The following is a 17,764-nucleotide window of genomic DNA, read 5'->3' on the forward strand; positions in this document are numbered from 1 at the left end:
TCAATCCGCGGCGATCCGTTGCAAGGCGCGCTCCAGCGAATCGCCCCACGCGCCCCAGTTCAGGCGTTGTTCGTAATCGGCCCTCGCGGCATGGCATAGGGCTGCATAGGCCGCGTCATCCGACCAGGTCGCCAGGATGCGATCGGCATAAGCGGAGGTCGGCGATGCGGGCGGGAGCAATAGGCCGGTTTCACCGTCCTTGACGATGGTGGGAACGCCGCCCGTGCTGATGGCGACCGCTGGTCGGCCGAAAGCGGCGGTTTCGCAATAGACGAGGCCAAAGGCTTCCTGACGGCTGGGCATCAGGAAGAAGGAGGATTCGGCGAAGAGTTGGACGAAGCGCCGATAGTCCGCGGGATCCGATTTTTTCAGCAAGCCGTGGACATGCACGCCCTCCAGACCGCTGGCCTCCGGCGGACGGCAGCCGACGATGTGCAGTTCCGCGTCGTTCGTCCGGCGACGCAGTTCGCGCCAGATGTCGAGTGCCAGCGGACCACCCTTGCGGTCCCATGCATAGCCCGCAAACAGCAGTTTGAGCGGTCCGCCTACGACCGGCGGTTGAAAGCCGGGGTCTGCTTCCAGATTGGCGCCATAGGGAGCGGTCATCAGGCGATCATCGGCTATGCCATAGGTGCGGGCGGCAGACGCGCGACCCCATTCAGATGTCATCATCAACATGTTGCAGCGATCGACCATGCTGCATTGCATTGCATTGCCCACCCGCCGCGTCCGTGTGTTGAGCCGCTTATACTGGTCGTAATAATCGATGATCGAGCCAAACAGCGCGTCGGCAATATAGACGACTGGCCATTTGGGATTGATATAGGCGAGCTTGTGCGCGGCCCCGACCGCTACGATGGCATCCGGCTTGATTGCTTCCAACTGGCGGTCCATATGTCGGCTGAGTAATCTGGCGACCAGTGGTTCCCTGCTGACCAATATGCCTGCCCTCGCCAAGGGAGCCAGACGCGTAACGATCTTGTCGAGCCGTGGTGTGTCGATCACATGCGTGTCTGGAAAGCGACGCTTTACTTCTTTATGGCTATACCAGGGGACGCCGCTCCACGATGCGCGATCGAAGGGGCTGGCGATGGAGATATAGCCTAGGCGCAAGCTTGACTTTCCTTGAATAGTGTATCCAGCCTTTTGGCTGGGCATCTTATGGATTGATAATGAAGAACAGTTGCAAAATCGAGTGGGGATTCCTTTGGCAATGACGGATTTTATTTCCGTCATCATTCCTGCCTATAATGCTGAGGCGACTATAGGGCATACGTTGTCGTCCGCTTTGGCGCAGACGGGTGTGGAATTGGAAGTCATCGTTGTCGATGATGGTTCTACGGATCGTACCGCGGAGTTGGTGGAGGCCGTTTCCAGACGGGATGGACGCATTCGCCTGCTCCGTCAGCGTCAGGGCGGCGTGGCGCGTGCGCGCAATCTGGCGATCGCTTCTGCCCAGGGCAATTATGTAGCGCCGCTCGATGCGGACGATATCTGGCATCCGGAAAAGCTGTCACGGCAATTGCACCTGTTGCGCGAATCGCCTGCGGATGTGGGAATGGCTTATAACTGGTTCCGCCGGATCGACGAGGACGACAGGGTGATTCCGGGATCGCCCCGCCCCACGGTCGATGGGTGGGTGTTCCATCGTCACCTGACATGGAACTTCATATCCAACGGCAGTACGCCTCTCATCAGGCGCGCCGTCCTCGATACTATTCAATATAATGCGGAACTGTATGACCGGCAGTTGCAAGGGTGCGAGGATTATCTCATCCAGCTGGAAATTGCGCGGCACTATCGCTTTGCTTGCGTGCCCGCCTTTCTGACTGGTTATCGCCAGTTGCCCGGGGCGATGTCCACCAATGTCGAGCGGATGATTCGGTCGCATATTGCGGTGTTCGAAATGATCGGGGAAGGGGCGGACAAGCAGGGGCGCAGGCTCATCGGGCAACAGCTTGCGCGATTGCATGTCGAACTGGCGCGAACCCGGCTCGGCAAGCTGGACGGGCAGGGCGTCGTGCGCAGCGTCACGCGCGCCCTGGCCCATGATATGGGTGGGGCGACCAGAAGTCTGCGGGCGGAATTGATGAAGCGGGTCAGGCGCCGTGTAGTTTACGGTCCGGCGGAAAAGCCGTTTTCTGTCTTTGGGTCCACCGATGTGGACGGCGCGTGGGCGTTGCAAAGATCGCGCATCGAACTGGATAATTTGGAGGCGATGGACCGGCAGCGATCATGATGTGAAAGCGCCCTGAGAGCCGTCATGACCTGCTTTGGCGCGTGACTTCGAGCCATTGTGGCAGCGGAAGTGAACGGAATCTTAACGCAAGGGCGCTTATGTCCGCAGTGTAGTCAGGGACCGTGTCATGCCGCAGCAAGCCAGAACTTTCGTTGATCCTATTCTTCCTCCGCACGGCGAGTTGCAGGACGGAGACGCGTCGACCGGGATAAGGCATCGGCCAGCCGAACGCATGCATGCCTTGCCCTTCCTGTCCGTGCAGGCGCCGACCGGACTGGCAGCCGGGGTGGAACAGCTTTCCCGCATGGCCGGACCAGTCGCCCTTATGGGCGGCTATATCTGGGCTGCATTTCTCCTGTTCCGCTAAAGTCCGGTGTTAGAGCGGTTTTTCGCTCTGATTGGACCGGATCTCCGCTCTGGTCATTGATTCGCTGCGATTTCATGATCAGCGATCATTTCCGATCCCTTGGAAATCACGCCAAGCGTCAATTATCAAGCAAACCGCCGGGAGGGAGTGCAGGACTCCAGCCCAGCGGTTACTATGAATAGGCCGGACAGTTCAGCCTATCCGGTCGATGCAATGGATCGAACCGGTTTTATAATTAGACGGCGTGGGCGCTCGCTGCGGCCGAATAGGCAGCCCAGCCGCCGGAAATGTGGATCGTCTGGGTCTGACCTTCGCCATTGTCGATGGTCAGGATCAGAACATCGGTCTGACCCTTGCGCGAAGCGCTGACCAGATCGGAATCGTCGACCATCTTCACCAGGCCACCCCAGGAACTGATCTGGGCCGCGGCACCGCCATTGAAAGCGTTGATGCCGTCGCCGTCCGCGAAGTGCACATTTCCATAGTTGCCGAACACCAGCGTGTCGCCATCGCTGAAGTTCAGGTCATAAATCTTGTCGAGGTCGGAAGCGCCCCCAATATTGTTGCCGAAGAAACGGAACTGGTCCGCGCCGGCGCCGCCCCAAAGCTGATCGTCGCCCGCACCGCCCGTCAGAATATCGTCGCCGCGGCCGCCGCGCAGAATGTCATCGCCCGCCTGGCCGTTGAGAATGGTGCCGTTCAGACCGGACGCCCGAATATCATTGTCACCCGCATCGCCGCCTACATAATTTTGCAACACACGCATCTCCTGAAGTTGGAAACAAACCGATCAGCTATGCGACCCTGAGGCATTTATTTTCTTTGGAGCGGGCCTAATATACCGGAAAGTATATGTAAATAGTGAATAAATTAACCTTCTTTGTATATTTTCGCCTTTCCTATTTGCTGCCGGAATCGAGCTCTCTCCTGTCGTTTGCGGTTTGGCACACCGGGACATTCTCATGTCTTCCGGCGTCGCGGGATGGTTTCGGGATCGCAGTTCTCCGGTGTGCAGGCAGGCCTCGATTGTCTCATTCTGGCACGGAAATTCTTAGGGCGCGCGCTCGATGCCCCGGTGCGTCGACCGAACCCCGGCCGACAGGAGAGGCATGGCAGGTTGCAAAAAACCGTTGGTTAAAAACAATTACACCATCAACGCACATCAAAGCGAAATTCATTGAATCTATTCTCGCGAACGGATGGGGATCCAAATCATTCGGACGCGGGGCGGCTTCGACATGGGTGAAATCGTAGTAAAGGATTCCAGCGGTCTTCTGGCGGCTATTCAATCTGCCAAGAACGGCGATGTCATATTGCTTGATCAGGGGGATTATAAATCGGTCAACCTGACCGGCATCGCAATTGTCGGTAATGTGACCATCAAATCTCTCGATGCGGCGAATCAGGCTTCTCTGCTGGACCTGACCGTCAAGAACAGCAGCGGCCTGACGTTCGAAGACCTGCGCTTCACGCCCCAGTCGGTCGACAGATTATATACATTCAACGTCACCAATTCGTCCGACATCCATTTCGACGGTATCGAAGTGGTCGGCCCGGACGGAGCGGCCGGTTATCAGTCCGCGCCGTTCCTGATTCGCGGGAGCGAAAATATATCGGTAACGAATTCGGAGTTCCATCATCTGTGGAACGGCATCTCGGTACTCGACAGTTCCCATCTGAATGTCACTGGAAACTATTTCCACGATATCCGGACGGACGGTTTTCGTGGCGGCGGCGTCTCTAACCTCGTCGTGTCGGGCAATTATTTCACGGATTTCCATCCGGCGGCCGGCGATCATCCGGACGCCATCCAGCTCTGGACGACCAACACGACGACATCCGCGCATGACATCGTCATTTCCGACAACATCGTCACCCGCGGCGACGGCGACGTGATCCAGGGCATCTTCCTGCGCGATCAGGTGGGCACGCTGCCCTATCAGAACGTCACCATCACCGGGAATATGGTGCTGGGCGGCATGTATAACGGCATCTCCGTGGGACATGCGGACGGCGCTAAGATCACGGGAAATACGGTGATCGGCCTGCCCGACCAGAAATCCTGGATTCGCGTCGAGGATTCGACGCATGCCGTCGTCAGCGACAATGTATCGACGAGCTATATCCTGCCGTCCTCCAATATCGGCCTGGTCGCGACCAACAACAACACCGTGGCGGTTCCCACGGATGGTGGCGACGCGCTTTTCGGTTCCTGGCTGTTGCAGCATCAGAGCCAGTTGGCCGGCCTGGACAGCCTGCTCAGCGGTCTGTTGAATCCGACGCCGGTCGCGCAGCCGGTGACGCTGCCGACCGATACGGTGTCCGTCCCGGCCGTCGAAGAGCAGGCCCCGACGCCGGTGGTCGTGCCGCATAGCACCATAACCGGAACCGCCCTGGGCGAAACGCTGAAGGTCGCGGCGATCGGGGATAGCGATATTTTCGCCGGCGCGGGCAACGACATCCTGCATGGCGGTGCTGGCCACAATAATCTTTACGGCGGAGCCGGCGACGACATCTACAATGTCAAGGGCGCGGGCGACACGGTGATCGAGCTTGCCGGCGAAGGCAATGACACCGTTTATGCCTATATCGACTATGCGCTGACGGCCAATGTCGAAACGCTGCGCATGGCCAAGGAAGGTCTTGTCGGGCAGGGCAATGAACTCGACAATCGCATCGTCGGTTCGGCCGGTGTCGACACATTATACGGCCATGGCGGCAATGACATGATTCAGGGCGAAGGGGGCGACGACATCATCTATGGCGGCGCTGGCGACGACAAGTTGCTGGGCGGCGATGGCAACGATCATCTCTATGGCGGGGACGGCAATGACACGCTGACGGGCGGCGCAGGCAATGACGTGATCGACGGCGGCGCGGGCGACGACCGCATCGAAGGCGATGGCGGCAATGATATACTGACCGGCGGTGCCGGTGCGGACATGTTCAATTTCCGCGAGGTCGGGGCGGTGGGCGCCACGGTGATCACCGACTTCAGCAGTGCGGAGAAGGACAGGATCGGCCTGTCGCTGATCGACGCCAATATCAAGACGGCGGCCAATGACGCGTTCAAGTTTATCGGCACGGGCGCCTTTACCAAGGTGGCCGGGCAGTTGCGTTACGAAGTGGTGAACGGCGACAGTCATGTGTCGGGTGATGTCAACGGCGACGGTATTGCCGACTTCACCATCGTCCTGCAGCATGTGGACACGCTGCGCGCCAGCGACTTCATCCTGTAGGGAGCGTAAGGGAAGGGCGATCCGGCACCGCTACCGGATCGCCCTGGTCCCGTTGGCGCGGGTTCAGGCGGCTTGTTTCTCGGCGGGATCCAGGGGCTTGCTTGCCCAATTCGCGACAAGATCGGTGAGATAGGCGATGAGTTCGGAAGGGTCCGTCGTGGCGGCTACCGGCTGCCGGGCGCGGACCGTGTGGAGGGCGGCGCCGAAATCCTCATCCCGGTCGACGACCGCTATCAGTCCCCGCTCGGCGAAGGCGCGCGTGATCTCGCTCTGATGGTCGTCATAATGTTCGCCGCGATCGAAGCGCCGCGGCACTGCGATCACCCGGCATCCCTCGCGCAGCGCGGTGATCAGCGAACCGGTGCCGCCGTGGCACACCACGATGTCGGCTTCACGGAGCATTTGCTTCATCGAATCGAACGGCAATGTTTCGACCGTCTCCATGCCTGCCGGCCTGATGCCGCCAGTGCCCACCTGCGCCAGGACTTTTTCCGGGATGTCGCCATTGGACTTGGCCTGTGCGACCATTTGGGTCAGCCGGTCGAACGGCAATGTCGCGCCGACCGTGGCGAACAGCAACGGTTCCTTTTCCGGGCGCTTGTCTTCCAGCAACCGGAAGGGATCGAAGCACAGCGCCTTCCATTGCCGTGCCGCTTCGCTCGACTGCGCGATGCGGATATGGGCCAGCGGCCCGACCAGCCGCGCGAAGGCGGACGGCGCGGTGAAGCGGGCAAAGGAATCGATGGCGATGATCCTGGCGCCGGCCAGCCGTCCCCAAAGCACCGTGAAGAAGACCGAACCCGCGCCCGTGGTCACGATGATGTCCGGGCGTTTGCGAAAAACGATCGCGGCGGACCGCGCCATGTTGCGCATGGCCGCGCCCAGCATCCGCAATGGCGCCCCCAGCCGCGCCTGACCCAGCGCGACATGCGGCACAAAGCAAGTGTCGTGATCCTCCGCTATGGAACGGCCCAGGGCCGTATCCTCCGTCACGAAAAAACAGTCGCCCCCAGCCCAGAATGGCTCCAGATCCAGCAACTGACGCACGTGCCCGCCCCCGGAACCTGCGAGGCAAATGCGTAGCGACGGTGGCGCCATAGAGAAATTCTCCATCGAAAAGGGGATAGCCGCAAAGTTGCAGGTAGATCGTTAATGCCCTGTTACGCGCTATAAAAATAGGTTATGGGCCTTTCGCAAGTGCGAAGATTATTAATTTACTTTAAAAGTTCGAGATCGGATGATGATCGGAAATACTCCCTGCGCCCTTTGTCGGCTGTCTCGGCCCGGCAATTTGGGGATGAATAGCGGCATGTCCGGCTTCGGTGCATCCATATTGCATTGGCAAAATGGCGGTATCGCTTGATCGATGCTTCTTCGCACATGCCGGATGTAATGGAGGCCGAAGCGCAGGCCGGGAACATGGCGGCAAAGGAAGAGCAGCCTGTGCTGCGAACGGATATTCGTGCGATTCGGATCGGTCTTCTGTGGCATTCGCTCAGTTCGGGCAATCTGGGGGTGGGGGCGCTGACCCTGGCCAATCTGGCGCTGGCCTCTCAGGTTGCGCGCGCCATGAACCTGTCGCCGCGTTTTCTGGTGATGAGCATGCGGGACGGCGATGCGCCGCGCATCGGTGGCCCCGATATCGAAAGCTTCACGATCGACACTGCCCGCTTGGTGAAGCCAGGTGGTTTCCTGAAGGCAGTGGGCGGGGTCGATTGCGTGCTCGACATCGGGGCGGGGGACAGCTTCGCCGATATTTACGGACCCAAGCGGTTCCTGTTTCTGTGGCTGACCAAGATGCTGACGCTGGCGCGTCGCAAGCCGCTGCTGTTGTCGCCGCAAACCATCGGTCCTTTCACCAAATGGGGCTATCGCCTGTTCGGCGCATGGGCGATGCGGGGCGCGGCCAGCGTGGTCGCCCGCGACGACCAGTCGCTTGCCGTCGCCCGGGAGATGGCGCCCGGCGCGCGGATCAGGCTGGCGGTCGATGTCGCCTTTGTCCTGCCCTATGAGAGCCGCCGCCATCTGGCGGGGCAGGGGCGGCTGAAGGTGGGCGTCAATGCGTCGGGCCTGCTTTTCCATGAAGCGGAGAGCGGACGGAATCGTTTCGGTCTCGGCCATGATTATGCGCAGTTCACGCGCAAACTGATCGCCGCGCTGCTGGATCGCGGAGTGGAGGTCCATCTGGTGCTGCACGCGACCAGCAAGGGCGATCCGACCGACGATGACGGCCGGTTGGCGGACCGGCTGGCGGCGGAATTTCCCATGACGGTGCGGGTGCCGGAATTTGCCGGGCCGAGCGAAGCCAAATCCTATATTTCCGGGCTGGATTTCCTGGTCGCCGGGCGGATGCACGCCTGCATCGGCGCCTATTCGGCGGGGACCCCGGTCGTGCCCGTCGCCTATAGCCGCAAGTTCGACGGCCTGTTCGGCATGCTTGGCCATCGCTGGATGGTGCCGGTGAACGGCAAGGACACGGATGCCGCGCTCGCCTATGTGCTGGGGGCGCTGGACGAGAGGGAAGCCATCGCCGTTGCGCAGGCCGAAGGGATGAAGCGCGTGGATGCGATGCTGGACGTTTATCGCGAAGAATTGCGGATGCTCTTCGCCCGCGCAGGGGGAGAGGCGGCGGCATGATCGCATCCTCCCCGACCTTGCGGCGCGTCGAGCGCGGCGCACTGTGCGCCGGATGCGGCCTTTGCGCGGGCATTGCCGACGGGGCGGTGACGATGGAAACCGTGGCGCCCGGCTATAGCCGTCCGCGCCAGGTCGCGCCCATCGCCGCGTCGGTCGAGGCGCGTATCGCCGGTTCCTGCCCCGGTTCGCAGGTTGCGCCGTGGCAGGATGCGCCGCACCGCCACCATAGCTGGGGGCCGTGGCATCGCACCATGACCGGCCATGCCGGCGATGAGGGTGTTCGCCATGCCGGATCGTCGGGGGGCGCCCTGACAGCCTTGTTGACCGTTGCGCTCGAAACCGGGTTGGTCGACCGCGTCCTGCATGTCGATGCGGATCCGGACCAGCCGACGCGCAATCGCATCCGATGGTCGGACAGCGCCGACGAAATCATCGCGGGGTCCGGATCGCGCTATGCGGCGTCATCGCCGCTCGCCGCCATAGACCGGGCATTGCAGGACGGAGCACGCTTCGCCTTTGTCGGCAAGCCCTGCGACGTTTCGGCGTTGCGCCAATATGCCCGGTTCGACCCACGGGTCGCCGCGCAGGTCCCGGTGATGCTGTCCTTTTTCTGCGGCGGCCTGCCCAGCCATGATGGCGCCGACCGAATCATCCGCGCCATGGGGCTGGAGCCGGACGAGATCGTGCAGTTTCGTTATCGCGGTCATGGCTGGCCGGGCCTGACCCGCGCCGTCACGGCCGATGGGCGCAGCGGAGAAATGCGCTATGCCGATAGCTGGGGCAGGCATTTGTCGAGCCAGGTCCAGTTCCGGTGCAAGATTTGCCCGGATGCCGTGGGCGGCGTTGCCGACATCGCCTGCGCCGACGCCTGGTATGGCGGGGAAAGCGGTTATCCGACGTTCGAGGAACAGGCGGGGCGCAGCCTCATCATGACTCGCTCCCTTGTCGGAGAGGCGCTGCTGGACATGGCCATGGCGCGGGGCGCGATCGTCGCCGAGCCGCTGGACATCGCCGAGGTCGATCTGATGCAGCCCGCCCAGGCGCGGCGCAAGCGCATGGTGCGGGCGCGCCTCGCTGCCAGCCTGGCGACGGCGCAGCCGCGCCCCGCGGTGACGGGACTGGACGTCGGCAAGGCGGCGCGCACTGCGCGCTGGCAGGAAAGCCTCAGCAATTTCGCGGGCACCGCGCGTCGTATCATTCTGGGGCGGCGATGAACGGTCTGCCTATGGTCAAATGCGGAAGTTCGGCTATGAAACCGCGCCATTGCCGATCTGGGGGAATCATCGGAATGAAAATCATGAGCGCCGGGGGCGCCGCATTGCTGGCTGGCGCGGCCCTGTTGTCACCGGCCCAGGCAGAGGAGGTCAGGCGGCTCCAGTTCGATCTGGGCGGCGAGATGCTGTATGACAGCAATGTCGCGCGCGGCAGTGCGGCGGCGGCGCAAGCGCGTGGATTGGAGCGGGAGGATGTGCGCTTCTCCCCCAATGCGGCTGTAAAGCTGAACCTGCCGACCGGCGCCCACCGCCTGACCCTGAGCGCATCGGCGGGCTATGACTTCTATGCGCGCAACAGCCGCCTCAATCGTGAGCGGATCGAGGCGGATGGGAATTTCTATCTGAACCTGCCGATCTGCGCGGCGGAGCTGCGCGGCAGCTTCAGTCGCCGGCAAAGCGATCTGGCCGATCTCAACATCATGGCGGTCGATCCGCGAGACAGTTCCAGGAATGTGGAAACTGCCAAGAGCGCGGGCGCGACGGTCAGTTGCGGCGGACAGATCGGTCTGCGCCCTGTCGCCATGGTCGACTGGTACGATGCGCGCAACAGCGCCGCCACCCGCAAGACCGCCGACAACCGGTCCGTCAGCTATGGCGGCGGGCTGCTCTATGTGCATCCGGCGGTGGGCAATATCACGCTGTATGTCGGCCGGCGGGAAGTGGATTATCCCAATCGCACGCCCCTGCTGACGCCGGCGCTGACCAGTTTCGACGCGGACCGTTACGGGCTGATGTTCAGCCGCGACGTGGGCGCGCAGCTCAAGGTCGGGGGCGAAGTCTTCTACACCGACGTCACGTTGAGCGACGGCCGCGGTGGATTCAGCGGGATCAACTGGAAGGCGAACGCCAAGCTCAGCCTGTCCCGGATGGAGATTGAAGGCGAAACCGGCAAGTCGGTCGACACGTCCCAGGGTTTCGATGCGAATTACGTCCTGCGGCGCAATCACGAACTGAGGATCCATTATGCCCTCGGCGCACGATTGACGGCCTTGCTGGCAGGGTCGATCAGTGTGCGCGATTATAATTATGAACCGGGCATCACCGCCGCGCGCATCGATCACGACAATATGAAGCGCGTGCTGGCTGGGCTGGATTACAAGGTCAGCAACAGGATGACCATCGGTCTGGAAACGGCTTATCAACGACGCAATGCCAATGGTGCGCTCTACGATTATGATTCGTACCAGGCGGGGTTGCGGGTGAATACTGCTTTTTAAGGCAGTTGGAAGAATATGGGAAAGTTGGAGGCGTCATGCATCTGAAGGGTCTGTTCCGTTCCGCCTGGCTGATGATCGGGCTTTTGCCGGTCGCGCCCGTCGCCGGCCAGCAGGCGGTCGTACCCGCCGCTCCTGCCGCGGCGGCGCAGGCCACGCTCAGCGACGGCTATGTCCTGGGGCCGGGCGACGTGATCGAATTGAGCGTCATGGGACGCGACGATTATCGCGCGCGCCTGCAATTGCAGACGGATGGGGTCATCGAACTGCCGTTGATCGGCAATGTCGTCGCCGCGAACAAGACCGTTCTCCAGTTGAAGGAGGAGGTCCGCAACCGGCTGAAGTCCGGCGGCTATTTCGCCAATCCCATCGTCAACGTCACCATCGCCACCTATGCCAGCCGCTATGTCGTCGTGCTGGGCGAGGTCGCGTCGCCGGGCATCGTGCCCATCGACCGTGCCTATCGCATTTCGGAAATCCTCGCCCGCGTCGGCGGCGCGAAGGACAATGGCGGGACTATGCTCACCATCACCCGGGCGTCAGGCGAAGAAATCAGGCTGAACGTCAAGGACATCGCGACCGGAGGGGCCGACAAGGACCCGCTAGTCAATGCCGGCGACAAGATCTTCCTGGCGGAAGCGGCGACATTCTATGTCTACGGCCAGGTCAACGCACCCGGCAATTACCGGATCGAGCCGGGCATGACCCTGCGCATGGCGATCGCGCGGAGCGGGGGGCTGACCGCCCTGGGTTCGGAAAAGCGTGCGAAGGTGACGCGCGATGGCCATGAAGTCCGGGTCGGCCTGGACGATGTCGTCACCGACAAGGATGTGATCGTCGTCGGTCAGAAATTCTTCTAAGCGGCAGGCCGGGGAGGCGCGCAATGAGCTTTTTACAATTTTTCCGGGTTCTTTGGGCGCATCGGCTGCTCATCATCCTGTCGACCCTGGCCTGTGCGTCGGCCGCCTTCCTGGTCGCCGAACTCGTTCCGGAACGCTATGATGCGCACAGCCGCGTCATGCTCGACGTGATGAAGCCCGATCCGATCACCGGCGAAGTCATATCGAACAGCTTTGCCCGCGCCTATACCAACACGCAGATCGAACTGATTACCGACTATCGCTTCGCCGGCGCAGTGGTCGATCAGCTTGGTTGGATGAAGCAACCCAGCTTTCAGCAGGCTTATGAAAAACAGGCGCGTCCCGGAGATGGGGGGTTTCGCCGCTGGCTGACCCAGATCGTCGTCGGCAATACGGCGGTCAAGCTGCTTCCCGGCACCGCGATTCTCGACATCAGCTATTCCTCCACTTCGCCCGAAGCGGCGCGCAAGGTGGCCGATGCCCTGCGCACGGCCTATGTGAACCAGAGCATCGCCTTCCGGCGCGAAGGGGCTGCGTCGAACGCAGCCTGGTTCCGCAGTCAGGGTGAGGCGCTGCGGCGGCAACTGACCGAGGCGCAGCAGCGCAAGACGGCCTATGAAAAGGCCAATGGCATCGTCCTGCAGGACGACTGGTCCGACGCCGATTCCAGCCGTTTGAAGGCGCTGTCCAGCCAGGTCCCGATGTCCATGCCCGGCGTGGTCGTCCCGCAGGCGTCGCCCGCCCAGGCGCAACTCGCGCAGTTGGACGCGCAGATCGCGACCATGACGCAGACGCTGGGCCCCAACCATCCCGATCTGGTGGCGATGCGCAACAACCGGGCCATGCTGGCGGCGACGGCGGCGCGGGAGCAGGCGAGCGCCCTGGCGGCGGCGCGGGCGGCGAGCGGCGGCGGTCAGTCGATCGACGGTCAGGTCGCGGCCCAGCAGGGCAGGGTCCTCGCCAAGCGGGAGAAGATCGATGAACTGCGCAAGATGCAGGCGACCATCGACGTGCTGCGCGATCAGACGCAGAAGGTGATGGGCCGCGCCACGGAGTTGGGCACCCAGGCCAGTTCCGACGAAAGCGGCCTCACCATGCTGGGCAGCGCCGTCGCGCCGAGCCGTCCGTCCTGGCCCAATGTTCCCATGATCGTCGGCATCGCGGCCATGGTCGGCCTGGCTTTGGGCCTGCTGATCGCGCTTGGCACCGAATTGCTCGCCCGGCGGGTGCGGGGTCCTGAAGACCTCGCACTGACCGGCGCGCCAGTGATCGGCGTCATCGTCGGCCAGCCTGCGCTCGAGCAGCGCAGGAGCGTTTTGCACTGGCTCGGCTTCCCCCGTCCTGCATCGGCCTGAGCGGGCCATATCGTCCAACCGCACAGAGCGCGGAGATCCCAATGAGCGACAACCAAGACGGGCAGCTTCTGGACAGCCCGGCAGATAGCGAGAAGCAGACGATGGCCCCCTCTCAGCCGGAGGTGCAGTTCCATCTCTCCGATCAAGTGGTCATAACCTTTGGCGCCGGTTCGCCGGAAGGGGAATCCATCGGTGCGCTGCGCACCCAGCTGATGTCGCAGCATCTGAAGGAAGGTCGCCGCGCGCTGGCGATCTGTTCCCCCAGCAAGGCGGGCAGAACGTCTTTCCTCGCCGTCAATCTTGCAGTGGCGCTGACCCAGGCCGGCGTCAGGACCTTGCTGGTCGACACCAATATGCGCGCGCCCCATGTTCAGTCCTACATTGTTCCTTCGCGGCCGGTGCGCGGATTGGCCGACTGTCTTGAAGACTCCGCCATAGAATTCGGCGAAGTGATCCATGACGACGTCCTTCCTTCGTTGTCGGTCGTGTTCGCCGGCGATCCCACGGACAAGTCGCAGGAACTGCTGGCGGGGCCGCGCTTCAAGGCGCTGGTCGACCTTTGCATGCGCGAATATGACATGATCCTCTTCGACACCGCGCCGACCAACGCCTGTGCCGATGCCCAGATCGTGGCGATGCTCGCGCATTATGGACTGGTCGTGGCGCGCAAGAATATGAGCTATGTGAACGACATCAAGACGCTGATCGCCGACATGCGGGCGAACCGGGTCGAAGTCATCGGAACGGTTATCAACGAAATGTGATGCTGGGCCGGGCCGGTGAAGTCTGCCGGCCCGGAACTATTCTGACGGCGAAGATATGCCGGGAAATCCGCGATCCCGACCAGAATATTTTAATTGATCCTGATTAATTGTCCCAAAATGCGCCTCGCGCGATCCGATGTTTAGCGTTGCGCCATTGATTCGGGATGAACTACGGAAGTCCCGCAGCCGGATGGCATGTGTTTCGATGGGAGCGAAGACCGGATGACGGTGTATAGTTCGGCGGCGCCGACAACGCAGGAAGGCTCGATATTCGGGCCGGCCCGGTTGTTTGCGACGACGGAATCGGTCCGGATCGCTGTCTATTGTACGCAGATCGTCCTTGATTTTCTGGCGGTTACCATCGCCTTCGCCGCCGCCCATGTCTTGCGCACCGGCCGCGTGGCTGAGGCCGACGGATCTGCCTTTTACTTCATCGTCGTCCCGCTGTTCATGGCCGCCAGCTTCTATGCGAGATGCTATGGTTTCGAAGCGCTGACGTCGACCCGGCGGGCGATGGGGCGAATAGTCGGCGCGCTGATTATTACTTTGGCCGTCTATACGCTTTTGCTTTTCACCTTCAAAAATGCGCAGGACATATCGCGCATCGCGTTTTTCCTCGGGGCAGGCCTGAGTCTCATATTTCTGATCGCCGTCCGCCTGCCGGTGATCCGCCTGACCCGCAAACTGGGATCGCGCTTCTATCGCCGCATCCTGGTCGTGGACGACACGCCGATGAAGGGGCCGCCCTATTTCGAAGTCATCGACGCATCTGCGCAGGGTATTGCGCCCCGGCTGGACGATCCGTTCATGCTGCATAATTTTTCCACGCTGGTGGCGGGGGCCGACCGCATCGTCGTGTCTTGCAGCGCCGAACGGCGCGCGCAATGGGCGATGTACCTGAAGGGAACCGGTTGCTGGGGCGAATTGCTGGTGCCCGAACTGATCGGCGTTTCCCCGGTCAATCATGAGGCCGACCTGCCGGTGGTGGGCGTATGCGTTTCCAACGGCCCGCTCGACCTTGGCAACCGCGCGCTGAAGCGGATGCTGGACCTAGCGCTGACGGTGCCCGCCGTCGTGCTGCTCTCGCCGCTCATGATCCTGATCGCCCTATGGATCAAGATCGACAGCCGGGGGCCGATCCTGTTCAAGCAGACCCGCATGGGCCGCAGCAACCGGCTGTTCCACGTCTACAAGTTTCGCAGCATGTATGACGAAAGCAGCGATCATGCCGGTGTGCGCTCGGCCTCGCGGGCGGACGACCGGATCACGCGCGTGGGGCGGCTGATCCGGGCCACCAGCATCGACGAACTGCCGCAACTGTTCAACGTGATCGAAGGCGATATGAGCCTGGTTGGCCCGCGTCCCCATGCCTTGGGATCGTTGGCGGGCGAGCATCTGTTCTGGCATGTCGATGAACGTTACTGGCTGCGCCATACGATCAAGCCGGGCATCACCGGTCTGGCGCAGGTCAGGGGGTATCGGGGGGCGACCGTCCGCAGCCACGACCTGTCACAACGGTTGCAGAGCGATCTGGAATATGTCGCCAACTGGTCCATCCTCGGCGACATCGCCATTCTCATCCGGACGTCCTTGGTCATCATTCACCGGAACGCATATTGAGGCTGCCGGTCGATGGCGTACCGGCACCTTATATCAACCCGCTGAGATGCTGCGCATCACGGATTGGAAATGCTCAAGCGCCGCACGGGCTTAACCAAGGCGCAATGAGTCAAGCTCATTGCGCCTTGATATTAGGCCAAGTCGCTGGGCTGCTGATACAGCACAACGGGGATATTGCGCATTGCACGAAAAATCAGTCGTGCACCCGCCTGAGCGGGAAAGAAATCAGGCCTGTTGCGCGGCCGATGGCAGAAGATGCGGCACCAGCCGCTCCTTGGGACCGAAAGCCTGCGCGCGCCCGTTCCGCATGAGGAGGACAATGTCCACCGCTTGCAGGATCGACGGCCGGTGCGCGACGACGATCACGACCGCCCCTCGCGTCTTGGCCATGGCCACGGCATCGCACAAGGCTTCCTCGCCCGGCGCGTCGAGATTGGAATTGGGTTCGTCCAGCACCAGCAGGAACGGGTCGCGGTACAGCGCCCGGGCGAGTGCGATTCGCTGCCGCTGTCCGGCGGACAGGCGCGCGCCGTCGGTGCCGACCTGGGTGTCATACCCCTCAGGCAGGTGCAGGATCAGGTCGTGCACGCCCGCCTGCCGCGCCGCCTCTATCACCAGATCGGCGGGGGCATCGGGCTCGAAGCGGGCGATATTCTCCGCCACCGTTCCGGTCAAAAGCTCTACATTCTGCGGCACATAACCGATGTGACGGCCCAGATCGTCGCTGTCCCACTGGTCGAAAGTGGCGCCGTCCAGCCGGACGCTGCCAGTGACGGCGGGCAATATGCCGACCAGCCCGCGCACCAACGTCGACTTGCCGCAACCGCTCGGCCCCAGCACGGCGATGGCTTCGCCCGCCTGCGCCAGGAACGACACGTTGAAGACGGTCCTTTCGTCCGATCCGGCGGGGCTGAGCGTCAGGTCCTCGACCGACAGCGCGCGGTGGGGCGCGCGCAACGGCATCAGCGGACGCTCCAGGCCCAGCTGCGGCAGGCTTTCTTCCAGCCGCTTCCAGCTGTCCCGCGCGGAAACCAGCGTGCGCCAGTTGCCGATCACCAGTTCGACCGGGCCGAAGGCGCGCGCCGACAGGATCGAACTGGCGAAGATCACGCCGCCGCTGGCATAGCCGTTCATGACCAGCAGCGCGCCCACCGTCAGAACCAGAGACTGGAGCAGAAGGCGCACCATCTTGCTGATCGTGCTCATGGTCGACACGACATTGCTGACCCGTTCATGCGCGCCGAGATATTGGTTGCTGATCGTCGTCCAGGCCGTGCGGATGCGCGATTCCATGCCCATGACATAGAGCGCTTCGGCATGGCGGCGGGATGTGTCGGCCATGCGGGTGCGGATATTGCCGATTTTGGTCATGCGGACCGTCTGCGCCGCGGTCAGCTTGTTGGTGATGGCCGTCAGCGCGACCAACACCACCGCGCCCAGCAGCACGGTGACGCCCAGATAGGGATGCAGCAGGAACAGGACGATGATGAAGAAGACCATCCAGGGCAGGTCCATCAGCGCCATGGGACCCGCGCTCGCCAGGAAGGAACGGATCTGGTCGAGGTCCCGCACCGGCTGAAGCGGATCGCGCCCCGGGGATCGGCGGGCGATGGCGCCGACCAGCCGGTGAATGCGCTCGCTGAGGTCCACTTCCATGGATGCGGCCAGATGCATGAAGATGCGCGCCCGCAACGCCTCGAAAAAGCCCTGGAAGCTGTAGGCGACGATGACCATCAGCAGCAGCCCCAGCAAGGTGGGGACGCTGCGGCCCGGCAGGACCATGTCATAGACCATCATCATGTAGAGGGAGCCGCTGAGCAGCAATATGTTCAGCACGGCGCTCAGCACGCCCACCCAGATCATGCCGCGCCGCAGTCGCGTCTTGATACCGGCGAGCGGGGACGGACCGTCCGGCATGGCCACAAGGTCAGTCGTCATTATATGCAGTATCCATTACCCGCCGATCTTCCGAAACATGGCGATGCCACGATCATGGTTAAGATTTGCTTCATTGCTGCATTTGCCGCGCGGGCCAACAGGAAAAAACTTTTGCTGGATCAATAGGCAAGGCTTTGGCCCGCGCAAGTCCTGGATGGGGAACAGGCGCTCCGTTGTTCGCAGGTTTTCGGCGCCGGGCGAGCCTGCATGCCCGCATAATTCTTTGACGTCTCCACTGGCGGAGGTTGAAAGGGCGG

General features: G+C 62.1%; 14 protein-coding genes. 10 read left to right on the top strand and 4 right to left on the bottom strand.

Features of this window, described 5'->3' with window-relative positions:
• The gene (locus F7P65_RS04460; RefSeq protein ID WP_240334202.1) at nucleotides 1-1,005 is read right to left on the bottom strand and encodes a glycosyltransferase family 4 protein; all 1,005 of its coding nucleotides are present in this window, start codon (nucleotides 1,003-1,005) and stop codon (nucleotides 1-3) included.
• A 208-nt stretch (nucleotides 1,006-1,213) separates the two neighbouring features.
• On the opposite strand from F7P65_RS04460, the gene F7P65_RS04465 reads away from it, so the two are divergent.
• Together F7P65_RS04465 and F7P65_RS22480 are read left to right on the top strand one after the other, a co-directional pair.
• Entirely contained in the window at nucleotides 1,214-2,239 is a 1,026-nt protein-coding gene (locus F7P65_RS04465) for a glycosyltransferase family 2 protein (RefSeq protein ID WP_150290557.1), read from the top strand.
• Nucleotides 2,240-2,471: 232 nt separating this feature from the next.
• Nucleotides 2,472-2,606, top strand: a complete 135-nt coding sequence (locus F7P65_RS22480) for a hypothetical protein (RefSeq protein WP_275897550.1) — start codon at nucleotides 2,472-2,474, stop codon at nucleotides 2,604-2,606.
• Between the two features lie 235 nt (nucleotides 2,607-2,841).
• On the opposite strand, the gene F7P65_RS22485 is transcribed toward F7P65_RS22480, so the two are convergent.
• Nucleotides 2,842-3,363, bottom strand: a complete 522-nt coding sequence (locus F7P65_RS22485) for a calcium-binding protein (RefSeq protein ID WP_150290558.1) — start codon at nucleotides 3,361-3,363, stop codon at nucleotides 2,842-2,844.
• A gap of 481 nt (nucleotides 3,364-3,844) precedes the next feature.
• Here F7P65_RS22485 and F7P65_RS04475 point away from each other — a divergent pair, with 481 nt between their 5' ends.
• On the top strand, nucleotides 3,845-5,845 hold the full coding sequence (locus tag F7P65_RS04475; protein WP_162854526.1) for a right-handed parallel beta-helix repeat-containing protein: 2,001 nt from the start codon (nucleotides 3,845-3,847) through the stop codon (nucleotides 5,843-5,845).
• Nucleotides 5,846-5,908: 63 nt separating this feature from the next.
• Here the strand turns inward: F7P65_RS04475 and welK are convergent, their stop codons facing one another.
• The gene (gene welK, locus F7P65_RS04480) at nucleotides 5,909-6,958 is read right to left on the bottom strand and encodes a beta-1,4-glucuronosyltransferase WelK (RefSeq protein ID WP_420853302.1); all 1,050 of its coding nucleotides are present in this window, start codon (nucleotides 6,956-6,958) and stop codon (nucleotides 5,909-5,911) included.
• 246 nt (nucleotides 6,959-7,204) lie between these two features.
• Between welK and F7P65_RS04485 the strand changes: the two genes are divergently transcribed.
• From F7P65_RS04485 to F7P65_RS04515, 7 genes are all read left to right on the top strand, one after another.
• Nucleotides 7,205-8,482 carry a polysaccharide pyruvyl transferase family protein gene (locus tag F7P65_RS04485; RefSeq protein ID WP_162854527.1) on the top strand — a complete coding sequence of 426 codons (1,278 nt, stop codon included), beginning with the start codon at nucleotides 7,205-7,207 and terminating at the stop codon, nucleotides 8,480-8,482.
• Complete coding sequence (locus F7P65_RS04490) at nucleotides 8,479-9,696, top strand: Coenzyme F420 hydrogenase/dehydrogenase, beta subunit C-terminal domain (protein WP_150290562.1); 1,218 nt, start codon at nucleotides 8,479-8,481, stop codon at nucleotides 9,694-9,696. The genes F7P65_RS04485 and F7P65_RS04490 overlap by 4 nt, the downstream gene beginning before the upstream one ends.
• A gap of 83 nt (nucleotides 9,697-9,779) precedes the next feature.
• Entirely contained in the window at nucleotides 9,780-10,973 is a 1,194-nt protein-coding gene (locus F7P65_RS04495) for an outer membrane beta-barrel protein (RefSeq protein WP_162854528.1), read from the top strand.
• A gap of 35 nt (nucleotides 10,974-11,008) precedes the next feature.
• Entirely contained in the window at nucleotides 11,009-11,830 is an 822-nt protein-coding gene (locus tag F7P65_RS04500; RefSeq protein ID WP_240334204.1) for a polysaccharide biosynthesis/export family protein, read from the top strand.
• Between the two features lie 23 nt (nucleotides 11,831-11,853).
• Entirely contained in the window at nucleotides 11,854-13,185 is a 1,332-nt protein-coding gene (locus F7P65_RS04505; RefSeq protein WP_150290564.1) for a GumC family protein, read from the top strand.
• 41 nt (nucleotides 13,186-13,226) lie between these two features.
• A complete protein-coding gene (locus F7P65_RS04510; RefSeq protein ID WP_150290565.1) occupies nucleotides 13,227-13,949 on the top strand; it encodes a CpsD/CapB family tyrosine-protein kinase in 723 nt (240 codons plus the stop codon).
• A 222-nt stretch (nucleotides 13,950-14,171) separates the two neighbouring features.
• Entirely contained in the window at nucleotides 14,172-15,569 is a 1,398-nt protein-coding gene (locus F7P65_RS04515) for a sugar transferase (protein WP_162854529.1), read from the top strand.
• A gap of 225 nt (nucleotides 15,570-15,794) precedes the next feature.
• Here F7P65_RS04515 and F7P65_RS04520 read toward each other — a convergent pair whose 3' ends face one another.
• Nucleotides 15,795-17,507: a type I secretion system permease/ATPase gene (locus F7P65_RS04520; protein WP_150290567.1), complete on the bottom strand. Its 1,713-nt coding sequence runs from the start codon at nucleotides 17,505-17,507 to the stop codon at nucleotides 15,795-15,797.
• Nucleotides 17,508-17,764: the final 257 nt, after the last annotated feature.

The sequence above is a fragment of the Sphingobium estronivorans genome, from assembly GCF_008692605.1.
GTDB classification, from domain to species: Bacteria; Pseudomonadota; Alphaproteobacteria; order Sphingomonadales; family Sphingomonadaceae; genus Sphingobium; species Sphingobium estronivorans.